Origin of the sequence: Halosimplex amylolyticum (genome assembly GCF_051414035.1) — an archaeon.
Classification (GTDB): Archaea; Halobacteriota; Halobacteria; order Halobacteriales; family Haloarculaceae; genus Halosimplex; species Halosimplex amylolyticum.
This window is the reverse complement of sequence record NZ_JBLKNW010000001.1, coordinates 1,702,282-1,716,398: the sequence shown is the minus strand read 5'-3', so window position 1 is coordinate 1,716,398 and position 14,117 is coordinate 1,702,282. Positions and strand designations below refer to the sequence as shown.

12 protein-coding genes are annotated in these 14,117 nt (G+C 68.7%); 6 read left to right on the top strand and 6 right to left on the bottom strand.

Annotated features, from left to right (window positions below; all coding sequences use genetic code 11):
- Window positions 1-12: 12 nt before the first annotated feature.
- From ACMGFE_RS08090 to ACMGFE_RS08080, 3 genes are read right to left on the bottom strand one after another with little or no spacing between them, the layout of a single operon-like run.
- Window positions 13-351 carry a DUF8022 family protein gene (locus ACMGFE_RS08090; protein ID WP_436924599.1) on the bottom strand — a complete coding sequence of 113 codons (339 nt, stop codon included), beginning with the start codon at window positions 349-351 and terminating at the stop codon, window positions 13-15.
- Complete coding sequence (locus ACMGFE_RS08085) at window positions 351-1,970, bottom strand: acyl-CoA carboxylase subunit beta (RefSeq protein ID WP_436924597.1); 1,620 nt, start codon at window positions 1,968-1,970, stop codon at window positions 351-353. The genes ACMGFE_RS08090 and ACMGFE_RS08085 overlap by 1 nt, the downstream gene beginning before the upstream one ends.
- Before the next feature lies 1 nt (window position 1,971).
- The gene (locus ACMGFE_RS08080) at window positions 1,972-2,715 is read right to left on the bottom strand and encodes a beta-ketoacyl-ACP reductase (RefSeq protein WP_436924595.1); all 744 of its coding nucleotides are present in this window, start codon (window positions 2,713-2,715) and stop codon (window positions 1,972-1,974) included.
- Window positions 2,716-3,021: 306 nt separating this feature from the next.
- On the opposite strand from ACMGFE_RS08080, the gene ACMGFE_RS08075 reads away from it, so the two are divergent.
- Genes ACMGFE_RS08075 through ACMGFE_RS08050 form a run of 6 tightly spaced genes read left to right on the top strand, consistent with a single transcriptional unit; the run spans window position 3,022 to window position 10,821 of the window.
- Window positions 3,022-4,182, top strand: coding sequence for an alpha-1 4-glucan-protein synthase (locus ACMGFE_RS08075; RefSeq protein ID WP_436924594.1), 1,161 nt, complete (start codon window positions 3,022-3,024; stop codon window positions 4,180-4,182).
- 48 nt (window positions 4,183-4,230) lie between these two features.
- Window positions 4,231-5,433: an extracellular solute-binding protein gene (locus ACMGFE_RS08070; RefSeq protein WP_436924593.1), complete on the top strand. Its 1,203-nt coding sequence runs from the start codon at window positions 4,231-4,233 to the stop codon at window positions 5,431-5,433.
- Complete coding sequence (locus ACMGFE_RS08065; protein WP_436924591.1) at window positions 5,434-7,047, top strand: ABC transporter permease; 1,614 nt, start codon at window positions 5,434-5,436, stop codon at window positions 7,045-7,047.
- A gap of 16 nt (window positions 7,048-7,063) precedes the next feature.
- Window positions 7,064-8,191, top strand: coding sequence for an ABC transporter ATP-binding protein (locus tag ACMGFE_RS08060; protein ID WP_436924589.1), 1,128 nt, complete (start codon window positions 7,064-7,066; stop codon window positions 8,189-8,191).
- 1 nt (window position 8,192) lies between these two features.
- Complete coding sequence (locus ACMGFE_RS08055; protein ID WP_436924588.1) at window positions 8,193-10,211, top strand: DUF7846 domain-containing protein; 2,019 nt, start codon at window positions 8,193-8,195, stop codon at window positions 10,209-10,211.
- Between the two features lie 7 nt (window positions 10,212-10,218).
- On the top strand, window positions 10,219-10,821 hold the full coding sequence (locus ACMGFE_RS08050; RefSeq protein ID WP_436924587.1) for a gluconate 2-dehydrogenase subunit 3 family protein: 603 nt from the start codon (window positions 10,219-10,221) through the stop codon (window positions 10,819-10,821).
- A 114-nt stretch (window positions 10,822-10,935) separates the two neighbouring features.
- Here the strand turns inward: ACMGFE_RS08050 and ACMGFE_RS08045 are convergent, their stop codons facing one another.
- The 3 genes from ACMGFE_RS08045 to trmB all read right to left on the bottom strand — a co-directional run bounded on the left by ACMGFE_RS08045 (window position 10,936) and on the right by trmB (window position 13,994).
- Window positions 10,936-11,745, bottom strand: coding sequence for a dolichyl-phosphate hexose transferase (locus ACMGFE_RS08045; RefSeq protein ID WP_495849297.1), 810 nt, complete (start codon window positions 11,743-11,745; stop codon window positions 10,936-10,938).
- A gap of 89 nt (window positions 11,746-11,834) precedes the next feature.
- Window positions 11,835-12,680, bottom strand: a complete 846-nt coding sequence (locus ACMGFE_RS08040; RefSeq protein WP_436924586.1) for a helix-turn-helix transcriptional regulator — start codon at window positions 12,678-12,680, stop codon at window positions 11,835-11,837.
- Window positions 12,681-12,935: 255 nt separating this feature from the next.
- Window positions 12,936-13,994 carry an HTH-type sugar sensing transcriptional regulator TrmB gene (gene trmB / locus ACMGFE_RS08035; protein WP_436924585.1) on the bottom strand — a complete coding sequence of 353 codons (1,059 nt, stop codon included), beginning with the start codon at window positions 13,992-13,994 and terminating at the stop codon, window positions 12,936-12,938.
- Window positions 13,995-14,117 lie beyond the last annotated feature (123 nt).

The following is a 14,117-nucleotide window of genomic DNA, read 5'->3' as shown; positions in this document are numbered from 1 at the left end:
GAGCGGCTCCGCTCAGTAGAACGAGCGCGCGGCGGCCTTCCACTCCTCGCCGCGTCGCACCTCTTTCGGCCAGCGGCTCCGCCCGCGCGCTTTCATCCGGCTGGCCAGCTTCCACGCGTCGACCCGTTCGGGTCCGTCGTCAGCAGCGGCCGTCGCGGCGGCCGCGACCTGTCGGTCGTGCAGGTGGGCGCCGACCGCCGAGGCGATCGCCGCCGCCTCCGTCTCGTCCGCGTCGGCCGGGATCGACACCGATACTTCGGAGTCGTCGAGCGCGACCGTCACTGTCTCGCTTCTCTCGGTCGACTCGTCCGACGCCTCCGTACCGCCGTCTGAGCGTTCGGCTTCTGCCATTATAGTGGGATGTTGCCGTGGTCTTTGGGCGGGCTGTCCTCGCGCTTGCGTTCCAGCATCTCAAGGTCCCGGATGAGCCGCTTGCGCGTGTCTTTCGGTTCGATCACGTCGTCGAGGTAGCCCCGCTTGGCCGGGCCGTAGGGGTGGGCGAACTCCTCGCGGAACTCGTCCATCAGCTCCTGGCGCCGGGCGTCGGTGTCTTCGGCCTGCTGTAGCTCCTTCCGGTAGAGGATGTTCACCGCGCCGCGCGGGCCGAGCACCGCCATCTCCGAGGCGGGCCACGCGTAGTTCACGTCCGACCCGAGGAACTTCGAGGACATGACGATGTAGGCGCCGCCGTAGGCCTTCCGGACCACCACGGAGAGCAGCGGGACAGTCGCTTCCGCGTAGGCGTAGATGAGTTTCGCCCCACGGCGGATGATGCCGTTGTGTTCCTGGTCGGTCCCCGGCATGAACCCGGGCACGTCGACCAGCGAGACGATGGGCACGTTGAACGAGTCGCACGTCCGGATGAACCGCGCGGCCTTCTCGGATGCGTCGATGTCGAGCGTGCCGGCGCTGACGCGGGGCTGGTTGGCGACGATGCCGACCACTCGACCGTCCATTCGCGCGTACCCGACGACCACGTTCCGGGCCCAGTTCTTGTGGACCTCGAAAAAGGAGTCCTCGTCGACCACGCGGTCGATCACCTGCGTCATGTCGTAGGGCTTGCGCGGCGCCTCCGGCACGATGTCTGTGATGCCGTCGAGTTCCCGGTCGGGGTCGTCCCACGACGCCACCCGCGGCGGGTCCTCCATGTTGTTCTGCGGGAGATACGAGAGCAGGCGTCGAATGTTGTCCAGCGCCTCCTCCTCGTCCGAACAGGCGAAGTGCGCGACGCCGGACTTCGTGGAGTGGCTGCCCGCGCCGCCGAGTTCCTCCTTGGACACCTGCTCGCCGGTGACCGTCTCGATGACGTCCGGGCCCGTGATGAACATGTGCGAGGTGTCCTGGACCATGAACGTGAAGTCGGTCAGCGCCGGCGAGTAGGTCGCGCCGCCCGCGCAGGGGCCCATGATCGCCGAGATCTGGGGGATCATCCCGGAGGCCTTCGTGTTGCGCTCGAAGATCTTCGCGAACCCCACGAGCGAGTCGACGCCCTCCTGGATGCGCGCGCCGCCGGAGTCGTTGAGGCCGACGACCGGGACGCCGGCGTCGGTGGCCCGGTCCATCACCTTGCAGATCTTCTCGGCGACGACCTCGCCGACCGATCCTCCGAGGACGGTGAAGTCGTGGGCGAAGACGAACACCTTCCGGCCGTTCACGTCGCCGTAGCCGGTGACGACCGCGTCGCCGGGGAACTCCTTCTCGTCCATCCCGAAGGAGGTCGCCCGGTGCTCGACGAAGGCGTCGATCTCGGTGAACGTACCGTCGTCGAGTAGGTACTCCACGCGCTCGTGGGCCGTCATCTTCCCGCGGGCGTGCTGGCGTTCGATGCGTTCCTCGCCACCGCCACGGCGGGACTCCTCTCGGCGCCGCTGGAGTTCTTCGAGCGGCGACTCCTCGTCGGTCGGGTCGCCCGCCCCCGGCGCAGCGTCGTCGGCGTCCGCCGCTCCCTCGTCGGTCTCTTCGCTGCTCATCTCACCACTCCATGCCGCCGTTGACGCCGATGACCTGGCCCGTCATGTAACTCGACTCCTCGCTGGCGACGAACGAGACGATCCCGCAGATGTCCTGCACGGTCGCGAAGCGATTGAGCGGGATGTCCCGCAGGATCTTCTCCTGGACGCGCTCGGGGACCTCCTCGAGCATGTCGGTCGCGACGAATCCCGGCGCGACGCAGTTCGCCGTCGATCCGGTCGAGGCCATCTCCAGCGCGAGCGTCCGCGTGAACCCGAACAGCCCCGACTTCGTCGTCGCGTAGTTGGCCTGCCCGTAGTTGCCCTGCTGGCCGACGACCGAGGAGATGTTGATGAGTCGGCCGTGGCGTGACGCCTTGATGTCGTCGAAGAACGTCTTCGTGCAGTTGTAGACGCCGCCGAGGTTGACGTCGATGACCGCCTCCCAGTCGTCGCGGCTCATGTTCTCGAACTTCTTGTCGACGGTGATCCCCGCGTTGTTGACGAGCACGTCGATCGGACCGAGCGCGTCGCGGATCTCCTCGCCCATCGCCTGCACGTCGTCGAAATCGGACACGTCCGCCTGTGCGGCGACGGCCGTCCCGCCGTCGTCCTCGATGGACTCGACGACTGCCTGGGCCTCCGCCGCCGACGAGCGATAGTTGACTACCACGTCGGCGCCGCGGTCGGCGAGGTCCACCGCGATACCCTTCCCGATACCCCGGGAACTCCCCGTCACGAGACACGTCTGGTCTTCCAGATTCATGGGGAACACCCCCCGTCGCGTCTGTGCGTTCTCATGTCCTACAGTGGCCCCCGGAAACGGGTTAATAGTTCTCCTTGATTGGTTTACATAAGATCCGGATCCTCTCCCGCGGTCGAAACGACCAGATGCGCACAGGACTGCCGAAAGAACCTCTTTTCTCGGCGATTCGGGATTACGTTGCACATCCCGAACACGTTCAGATACCCTCGTAGGCAATATCGCGCGAGCCACGGCCGGACCCCCGTCGAGGCGTCCGACAACGACAGCTTCTTTAGGGCGACCTAAACACGTACGAGTACGAGACCGATGACACGGGACATCTGCGTGGTGGTGCCGACGATACGTGAATACGAGTGCGTGCGGGCCTACGCCGAGAACGCCCGCGAGCACGGGTTCGACCTCGACCGACTGCAGGTCGTGCTCGTCACAGAGGACTTCTGCGAGACCGAGGCGATGCAGGACATGCTCGACGACGAGGGGCTCTCCGGCGAGGTGTTCGACGGGGCCCGCCGCGAGCAGTGGTATCGCGACCACGGCGTCGCGGAGTACGAACACGTCGTCCCGGCGGCGAGCCACGCGGAGACGAGTTTCGGCCTGCTGTACATGTGGGCGGGCGACTTCGAGTACGGGTTCTTCATCGACGACGACACGCTCCCCCACGACGACGTCGACTTCTTCGGTCGTCATCTGGAAAATCTCGCGTTCGAGGGTGAGATCACCGAGGTCTCCTCGGACGAGCGCTGGGTGAACGTCCTCTACCAGAACGTCGAGGAGCACGACCTCTACCCGCGCGGCTACCCCTACAGCGCGATGGACGAGACCGTCGAAACGACCACGACGCAGGTCGACGACGTGGTCGCCTCGCAGGGCCTGTGGACGAACGTGCCCGACCTCGACGCCGTGCGCATCCTCATGGACGGCGACCTGCAGGGGCAGGCCCAGACCCGACTCACGGCCGACGACTACGGCGAGGACTTCGTCGCCGCCGGGGGGAACTACCTCACCGTGTGCTCGATGAACCTCGCCTTCCGCCGCGAGGTGATCCCCGCGTTCTACCAGTTACCGATGGACGACAACGAGTGGGCGGTCGGCCGTTTCGACGACATCTGGAGCGGGGTCTTCCTCAAGCGCGCCTGCGACGTGCTCGGCGCGCAGGTCTACAACGGTGCGCCGCTGTGTGAGCACAACAAGGCCCCGCGCTCGACGTTCGGCGACCTCAACAACGAGGTCCCCGGCCTGGAACTCAACGAGCACGTCTGGGAGGTCGCCGACGCGGTCGGCGGCGACGCGGACTCCTTCGCCGGCGTCTTCGAGGCCATCGCCACCGCTCTCGCCGACGGCGAGTTCGACTACGAGAACGCGGAGTTCCTGAACTTCGTCGGCGAGTACATGCACGACTGGCTGGCCTGCCTGGACGAACTCGACGCCCCGCAGGCCGAACAGGGCGTCGCCGCGACCGACGACTGAGAGAGCGATACCGGGAGGTTTTTGTTTCTTTAGGGAAGCCTAAAAGACATGACGGAGTACGCGCGGTACGGTCGGCGTCGCCTGTTGAAGACTCTCGCGGCCGGGACTGCCGTCGGCGTCGCCGGGTGTTCGAACGCCCCGGGTACGGGGACGGATTCGGGCGACGGAGACGGGACGGGCGGTCAGACCGACGACGGGAGCGGGTCCGGGGACGTCGACGTCCCGTCGCTCACGGAGTTCCGCGGCTCGGGGACGCTCGCCTCCGGGCGACCCGCGCCCGAGGGCACGTCGATCCAGGACCTTCCCGACCTGTCCGGCGAACTGAACCTCTACATCGGCGGCGGCGAGGGCGGTATCTACTACCAGTTCGTCGAGATGCTCCAGGAGATCTACCCCGAGTTCACGGTCTTCTCCTCGGACGCGGGGTCGGCCTCGCTGGCCCAGACCATCGTCGACGAGGTCGACGCCGGGTCGCCCCAGGCCGACGTCTTCTGGTCTATCGACGCGAGTTCGCTCGGCTACGTCGCCAACGAGGGCGCCTACGACCCGCTCCCCGACGAGACGGTCGACCCCGTCCCGTCGGGCTTCCGCGGGTCCGACAACGCCTGGGTCGGCGTCGCCGGCCGCGCGCGCAGCGTCCCGTACAACACCGACGAACTGAGCGCGAGCGACGTCCCCTCCAAGGTCGCGGAGTTCCCGAGCACGGACGCGCTCCAGGACTCGATGGGGTGGGCGCCGACGTACGGCGCCTTCAAGTCGTTCGTCACGGCGATGCGCCTCACCGAGGGCGCGGACGCGACGCGACAGTGGCTGACGGACATGCAGGACGCCGGCATCGAGCGCTTCGGCAACGAGTACGTCGTCTCCCAGCAGGTCGCCGACGGCGCCGTCGACGCCGGGTTCGCGAACCACTACTACGCGATGCGCGTCAAGAACCAGCGGCCCGACGCCCCGATCGACCTGGCGTTCACCGAGGGCGACGCGGGCGCGCTCGTCAACGTCGCGGGTGCCCTGGCCGTCAAGGGGACCGAGAAGCAGGACCTCGTCTCGAACTTCGTCCGCCACCTGCTGTCGGCGGAGGCCCAGGAGTTCTTCGCGACGGTGAGTTTCGCGTACCCGATGATCCCCGGCGTCCAGCCGGTCGGCGGCCTGCCGACCGTCGACGAGCTCAGCCCGCCCGACATCGACCTGGCGGAACTGGCCGACCTCGAACCGACGCTCCAGTTGATGCGGGACGCGGGCGTCCTGTAGATGAGCGGCAGCGAGCGCGGCGGTACCCGGATCGAACGGCTCACCGGACGGGGCGGCGGCCTCGTCGACAGCGGGTACGCCGCGCTCGCGATGGGGCTCGTCGTCGCGCTCCTGGTCCCGCTCGGGTGGCTCCTCGTCGACGCCGCGGGGCTCGGCTGGCGCGCGCTCGAACTCACGCTCGACTCGAAGACGCTCGCCGTCCTCGGCCGCAGCGTCGCGCTCGTGACCGTCGTGACGGGCGCCAGCGTCCTCGTGGGCGTGCCGCTGGCGCTCCTCACCGTGCAGGCATCGATCCCGTTCAGGCGCTTCTGGACGGTGCTGGTCGCGCTCCCGCTCGCCGTCCCGAGCTACCTCGGCGCGTTCGCCGCCATCTCCGCGTCCGGCCCGTCGGGTCCGCTCTCCGAGGCGCTCGCTCCCCTCGGCGTCACCGTCCCCGCGGTGGAGGGCTTCGCCGGCGCGGCGGCCGTGCTGACGCTGTACACGTACCCCTACGTCTTCCTCACGACGCGGGCGTCGCTGCTCTCGCTGGACGCGTCGCTGGTCGAGGCCGCGCGGACGCTCAACTGCGGCCGCCTGGAGGCGTTCCGCCGGGTGACGCTCCCGCAGATACTCCCCGGAGTCGCCGCCGGGGCGCTGCTGGTCGCCCTGTACGCGCTGGCGGACTTCGGGACGCCGAACTTCATGAACCTCGAAGTGTTCACGCAGTTCATCTACAGCCGCCACAACGCCCACATGGGCGGCTACGCGGCCCTGCTCTCGCTGCAGTTGCTCGCGGTAACGGGCGTCATCCTGGCCGCGGAGTCGTGGATCGGCGCCGACGACTCTGGCGCGTACGCCAGTCGGGGCAACCGCGGCGCCGCGGAACTCGACCTGGGACCGTGGCGTTACCCCGCGATGGTCCTGCCGATCCTGGTCGCCGTCTTCGCACTCGTGCTTCCGATCGGTATCTTCGCGCTGTGGCTGGTCCGCGGCGGGCCCGGTTACGAGTTCGCCCAGCTGAGTTTCTCGTGGTCCTACGGCTGGAACTCGGTGTACGTCTCCCTGCTCGCGGCGGGTGCGTCAGTCCTAGTGGCGCTCCCCATCGCGCTCCGCTCCGCGACGGTCGATTCGCGGCTGTCGTCGCTGACCGCCCGGGTGCCCTACGTCGGCTACGCGACGCCCGGCATCGTGCTGGCCATCGCGCTCGTGAGCTTCAGTCTCGACGCGGTGCCCGCGCTGTACAAGACCATTCCGCTGCTCGTGTTCGCCTACGTCGTCCGCTTCATGCCCCAGGCCGTCGGGTCCATCCGGACCTCGACGATGCAGGTCGACGGGCGACTCATCGAAGCCGCCCGGACGCTCGGGCGGTCCCGCACGGAGGCGTTCCGGGCCGTCACGCTGCCGCTCATCGTCCCCGGCATCGTGACGGGCGCCGCGCTGGTCTTCCTCACGTCGATGAAGGAGCTGCCGGCGACGTTGCTGCTCCGGCCGCTGGGCTTCGACACGCTGGTGACGTTCATCTGGCGTGCCGAAGAAGCGGGCATGTACGGACAGGCCGCGATCCCGGCGTTCGTGCTGGTGCTCGTCTCCGCGCTCTCGATGGCTGTGCTTTTGGCTCAGGAAGACAACGGGTAGGATAGAGACCCCGACGATGATCGAACACACCGTTCCCTCGGCGGCGAACGAACGCGTCCGCGGCGAGCGCGAGCCCGGCGAGTCCGTGCTCGAACTCGACGGCGTGACGCGCTCGTTCGGCCCCGAGCGGGCGGTCGACGACCTCTCGCTGTCGGTCTACGAAGGGGAACTGCTCACCCTGCTCGGCCCCTCTGGTTGTGGCAAGACCACGACGCTCAGACTGCTGGCCGGGCTCGACCGGCCGGACGAGGGGGTCATCCGCGTCGACGACGAGACCGTCGCCGGCCCGGACCGCTTCGTCGCGCCGGACGACCGCGACGTGGGGCTCGTCTTCCAGTCGTTCGCCCTCTTCCCGCACCTCACCGTCGCGGAGAACGTCGCCTTCGGCATCGAGCACTGGCCGGCCGATGAGAGCGAGGAACGGGTCACCGAACTCCTCGACCTCGTGAGCCTCGGGGAGTACGGCGACCACAGCCCCGACGACCTCTCGGGTGGCCAGCGCCAGCGAGTCGCGCTCGCGCGCTCGCTCGCGCCCGAACCGGACGTGCTCCTGCTCGACGAGCCGTTCTCGAACCTCGACGTGAGCCTCCGGACGGAGATGCGCGAGGAGGTTCGCAACATCATCAAGGAGACCGGCGTCACGGCCGTCTCGGTCACGCACGACCAGGAAGAGGCCCTCTCTATCAGCGACCGCGTCGCCGTGATCCACGACGGGAGCGTCGAGCAGGTCGGTCGGCCCGAGGTCGTCTTCGAACAGCCCGAGTCCCGCTTCGTCGCGGAGTTCCTCGGCCAGGCGGGCTTCGTCTCGGGCGAACTCGCCGCCGGCGCGGTCGAGACCGACCTCGGGACGCTCCCGGCCGACGTGATCGAGGGCCTCGGCCCCGAGTACGACGGCGCGACCATCGACGTGATGGTCCGCCCGGACGACCTCGTGGCGACGCCCGCCGACGAGGGGGCGGGAGAGGGCAACGGCGAGATCGTCCACCGGCAGTACACCGGCCCGTCGTTCGTCTACCAGGTCGGACTCGACGGCGGCGACGTGGTGTACTGCGAGCACAACCACGCGGACAACCTCGCGCTCGACCAGCGCGTCAGGGTCGACCTCCGCGTCGACCACCCGCTCGCCTGGTTCCCCGCCGAGTGAGATGCGCCGGCGAACCGCGACCGTCGGCACGGCCGCGATCGCCCTGCTGGGCGCCCTCGTCGTGTGGCTCGTCGCGAACCGTCTGTTCCCGTATCACTCGCTGAACCACGACGAGGCCGTCTACCTCCAGCAGGCCGCGATGCTCCTCGACGGGCGGCTGTTCCTGCGCCCGCCCGTCGGGGAGGTGTTCCGTCCCTGGTTCTTCGTCGGGAGCGAGAACGGCCTCTACCCCAAGTACGCGCCCGTCCCCGCGGCGATGTTCGCGCTCGGGAAACTGGCCGGCGGCTATCGCCTCGCGCTCGCCGCCGTCGCCGCGGGGAGCCTCGCCCTGGTCGCGGGCGTCGTCCGCGAGGCCTTCGACAGACGGGCGGCGCTCGTCGCCGCCCTGTTCGTCCTCGCGTCGCCGCTGTTCGTCCTCGACTCCTCGGTGTTCCTGCCGTACGCGCCGACGACGCTCCTGAACCTCGCGTTCGCCTACTGCTACCTCCGCGCCGACCGCACCGGTGACCGGCGATGGGCCGCGGCAGCCGGCGCGGCCGTCGGACTGGCGTTCTTCGCACGCCCGTTCACCGCCGTCCTGTTCGCGTCGCCGTTCGTCGGCCACGCGCTCTGGACGCTGCGGCGCGACTTCGGCGAGACCCTCCCGCGTCAGGCGACCACGGCGGCGCTCGGCCTCGTCGGCGTCGCGGCCGCCCTGGGGTACAACGCCGTCGTGACGGGGTCGCCGCTCGTGTTCCCCTACGAGGCGTTCGCCCCGCTTGACGGCCTCGGCTTCGGCGAACGACGCATCCTCGACCACGGGGTCGACTACACGCCCGCCCTCGCGCTCCGCGCGAACGGCCGGGTCCTCTGGCTGTTCTTCGGCGAGTGGATCGCCGGCGGCCTCGTCGGTGCGGCGCTGGCGGCCGGCGGTCTCGCGGTCGCGGTCCGGCGCGGGCTCACCGCGCGCCAGGCGAGCGTCGCGGGCGTCTTCCTGACGGTTCCGGCCGGCAACGTCTACTTCTGGGGCAACTTCAACGTGCTCGGCGACCTCGACCGCGCCGGCGACGGCCTGGTCGCCGCGCTCGGCCCGTACTACCACTTCGACCTGCTCCTCCCGACGGCGACCTTCGCCGCGGTCGGCCTCGTCGCGCTCGCCGCGGCGGTCCGCGACGCTCTCGTCGACAGACCCGACCTCGACGCGCGCGCCGCCCGGGTCGGGTTCGTCGCCGTCCTCGTCGTCAGTGCGGGCGTCGTCGGCGTCGTCACCGCCGCCGACATCCAGGAACGGGTCGAGCGCAACGCGGCGGTGACCGAGACGTACGAGACCGCCTACGAACCGTTCGACGGCGGGCCACCCGCGAACTCGCTCGTCTTCGTGCCCGACCCCTACGGCGACTGGCTCAACCACCCGTTCCAGTCCCTGCGGAACGACCCGGGGTACGACGGGCGGGCCGTCTACGCCGTCGGCGACCGACCGTTCGAGACAGCCGACGCGTTCCCCAACCGGACGCTGTATCGGTACGTTTACCGCGGCCCCTGGGCGCCGTTCGACGGGTCGCCGCGGGCCGCGCGACTCCAGCGGGTCGCGGGCGTCTCCGGTTCGGGCGTCGCGATGAACGCGACGGTCGGCGTCCCCCGGAGCGCGGAAAGCGTCACGCTCAGGCTCGGGACCGACGACGGGAGCGTCTACCACGTCGCGAACCGGACGAACGACGCCGCGCGGTTCGGACTCCGCCTGACCGACGGCGCCGTCCGACTCTCCGGCACGGACGGCCGGTCGATCGAAACGCTGGCCGTCTCGGGCCGAGAGACGGTTCAGCTGAGCGCGTTCGTCGACTACGGCCCCGGCGGGAGTTTCACCTACCGCTTCGACCTGCCCGTCGAGGCGTCGGACGGGCAGGTCCGCGCGCTCACACCGCGGATCGAACTCTGCCGGGGTGTCCGATCCTGTGGCGGCGAGGCGGCGTACGTCCAGGAGACGGCCCCCGACGGCGTCTTCGTCGAGACGAACCTGACCGCGACCGACCACGACCGCTGAAAGCACCATGACCGATTCCGACTCCACGAAACTGTCGCGACGGGACGCACTGGCCGCGCTCGCAGCCGTCGGCGTGACCGGCGGCGGCGCGCTCGCGCTCTCGGCCGCGGACGGTGACGGCGGCGACTCCGAGACAGTCGACGACGGGCAGGACGAGAGCGACTCACCACCGTACGGCCCGCTCACCGCCGACGATCTCGCGGCCCTCACGGCGGCCGCGGAGACGGTGTATCCGAGCGAGGTCGACGGGATCGAGTCGTTCGTCGAGGCGTTCGTCCGGGGACGAGCGAACGCACAGCCAGGCCACGCGAGCGGGATCGCGGAGGCCGTCGGTTACCTGTCGGCGTGGACCGACTCGTGGCTCGACGAATCGTTCGCGTCGCTCGACCCGGCCGAACGCGCGGAGGCGCTCGACCGGATGGGCGTCCGCGAGGCGGACCCGGACCCGGACGGGTCGGACGCGGCGCGCGTCCGCTACTACGTCGTCAACGAGTTGCTCTTCGCGCTGTACTCGTCGCCGACGGGCGGCGAACTGGTGGGGATCGAGAACCCGCACGGCCACCCCGGCGGGACGGAGAGCTATCGGCGCGGACCGCCCGGGCGAGAATAGCGGACTCCAGCCGGAGAATAGCGGACTCCAGCCGGAGAATCGCGGACTCCAGAGGGAGAATAGCGGACTCCAGAGGGAGAATCGCGGACGCCCAGAACGAGAATACCGGGAGGACTACCGTCGGCGCTCTTCGAGACAGACCTTCACGATAGACTTCGCGATAGCGGCACCGCCGGAGAAGGGGTCGAGCTTCGTCTCGCCTTCGCGCTCGTCGTAGTCGATCTGTCGCTCGCGCACGTCGTAGCCGCGCATGAGCGGGCGGATGAGCAGTTCGGCGGAGAGGCCGGTGTTCTCCGTCCACGCGATGTCCCGGATCACCTCGCGACGGTAGGCGCGCATCCCCGTGGTCGTGTCGCGGACGCGTCGGCCCATCAGGGCGCTGGCGAGCAGCGCGAACGCGCGGTTGCCCTGGCGGTTGAGCGTCGGCATGGCGTCGGCGCCGGGCGTGATGCGGTCGCCGCTGACCACGTCGGCGCCGTCGTTGATCGCCGCGAGGAACTCCGGCAGCGCGTCCATCGGGTAGGTGTCGTCGCAGTCCGTCGTGACGACGACGGGCCGGTCGGCGGCGAGGACGGCCGCACGGACGGCGACGCCGTACCCCTGCGGTTCCTGCTCGATGACGCGCGCACCGTGCTCGCGCGCGATATCGGGCGTTCGGTCGGCCGAGCCGTCGACGCAGACGACGTTCGCGCGCCCGTCCGTCACCCGCTCGACGTCCTCCAGGACCGTCCCGATGGCTTCCGCTTCGTTGTACGTCCCCATCACGACGGTCAGATCGTCGAACGTGTACTCGCTCGCAGTCTCGGCCGCGGCCGACTCGGAGGCGCTGGCGGAGCGACCGTTTGTTCCGTCCCTCCTCTCGTCGCTCTGCTTACCGCGCTGGCCTCCCGATCCGTCCGACCCGTCCCGCCGTAACTGACTCATTGCTCGCCTCTCTCTGCTCGACCCTCTTGAGTTTTTAGGTTCGCCAAAAACATCGGCGTGCGGTCAGGTCGGCGAGCGACTCGACGCGGTCACTCGAGGTGTTCGGCGACGAACTCCTCGTTCGGAACGGCCTGATCCCAGTAGTGTTCGAAGAGGTCCCGGCCCCACTCGATGGCTCGTTCGTCCTCGGCGAGCACCTCCGTGCGGGAGTCGTACTGGCCGTCGATGGTCGGGAGCGAGAGCATGACCTCGTTGTCCGTGACGCCGACGCCGACGGGCACGTCCAGGACGCGGACGGGCGTCTCCTCCCACTGGCGGGCGTCTTCGGGCGTCTCGATGCGGTCGAGCGCCTCCAGCGCGACGGTGGTGTCGACGACCAGTCGCGCGTCGGACGAGTCGGGCATCACCGCCTCGTACTCGGCCTGGTAGATCGGCGTCACGATGTCGACGTTCGTGCCCGCCCGTTCGACGCGGTCGCACACCTCCCGGACGATGGCGTGGGGGTCGGTGTCCGTGGCGCGAAACACCTCCGCGTCGGCGAGCTCGGTCAGTCGGAGTCGGAACCGACGTGGGAGCGCGGAGACGTCGTGGGTCCGCCAGTAGTCCTCCCCGAGGAGGCGACAGAGGGCCGCTTGCTGTTCGAGGAGGTCGGCGACGATCTGTCCGCTCCCGGTCGCCGCCCAGCCGTCGTCGAGGGACCTGACCAGTCCCTTCCGTTTGAGGTCGCCGGCGGCGTTGTAGACCGCGGACTCGCTCGCCTCGATCGATTCGATCAGCGCCTCCATCGGCCGTGGTTCGGCGACGACCGAAGTGAGCAGGTCCGTCCGTACCGAGGAACTCAACACGTACCCGACGATCTTCTCCGTGTTCACTGTCTCATCCTCCCGATCGACGCCCGAACTCCAGCGGCTCTCCCACTCATTATCGGATTCCATATGTATTGGAGTTACTTCGTTCTTCTGGAACGTTATCTGCCGGCTGGAATACTGCACGAATGAAAAGTTCAAGATTTATACCGTTGCGGGCCCGAGGACAGGATGCGGTTCGATGGGGGATGCAGGGTCCCTGCTGGCCTACTCGACCTTGAGGGGGGAGAGCGGCCCACCTGGCGATCACCCGTCACCTCTTTCGAAACGCGTTCTCTCTTCGGATCGGTTCACGAAAACTCGGATCTCTGGAACGGCGAGCGGTCAGTCCACCGGTTCCGGCGGCGAATCGCGGCCGATGCGGATCTCGAAGGACTCGATGTCCTCGAAGGCGGCGACCTGCCCACCGACGGTGACGCGCCCTTCGTCGGTCTGGACGACGAGTGAGGCTTCCTCGAGGCTCGGCGTGAGGTTCGCTTCCGTGACCTTCCCGGAGACGACGATCTCCTCGCCGGTCAGTACGTCCCGCCCCTCGATAGTGGCGTAGAACTCGCCTTCCAGCGCCACCACGTCGGCGATCGCCCGCCGGATGGTCCCGTAGCGGCGTGGGAAGTTCAGTTCCTCGCCGTTCTCGGTGACGGTCTCGGCCGTCGTCCACAGGACCGTGTTCATGAACATCGAGACGAGAAACCCCAGTTCCGAGCGGTCGAAGATGACGCCGTAGCGGTCGGTGTCACCCTTGAGGCTCTCGCGGGTGGCGTAGATCGAGTAGCGGCCGTCGGCGACGGCGATGACCGGCGTCGTCACGCCGCGGCGCTTCTTGACGGTGCTCGCGAGCGAGTCGTAGTCGTACTCGTCGGTGCCGGGGACTTCTGCCGCCGGCGAGAGCAGGATCTCGATCGCGACTCCCTCGTCGTGCTGGCGCCGCAGCTGGCTCTCGAAGCGGTCGAGCAGTTCGGGCGTCAGCGACAGCATCAGCTCGTAGTCGGCCGAGTCGATCACCTCGGAGAGATACCGGAGGATCGTCGGCCGCGACTTGACGAGCGAGACGGCCTCGGTCCCGCGGGCCGGCTCCGTGTACTGCTGTTCGAGGCCGTCGACGAGCGTGTCCAGCGACTCCTGGAGGTCGTCGAACGCCTCCGCCGGGTCGAGCGCGAGCACCTTCATCGGCCGCGACTCCTGGAGCTCGACGAGTCCGATGTCGCTGAGACTCCTGACCGTGTCGTAGACGCGGGGTTGGGGGATGTCCGTGTAGTTCGATATCTCCGAGGCGGTCACCTGGCCGTGTTCGAGGATCGTGAGGTACGCCTTCGCCTCGTACTCCCCGAAGTTGAACCGCTCCGAGACGGCTTCGAGGGAGTCGAGGAGGTCGTCACCAGCCATGTCGGTTGCACGTTCCGCGAGCCACTAAATCAGTCTGTCCCTTCGGACGATGTCGCCCCACACCCCTCGATCGACAGTCTCGCCGTGTTCCGGCCCATCCTCGGCAGTAAAGAGCGCATAACG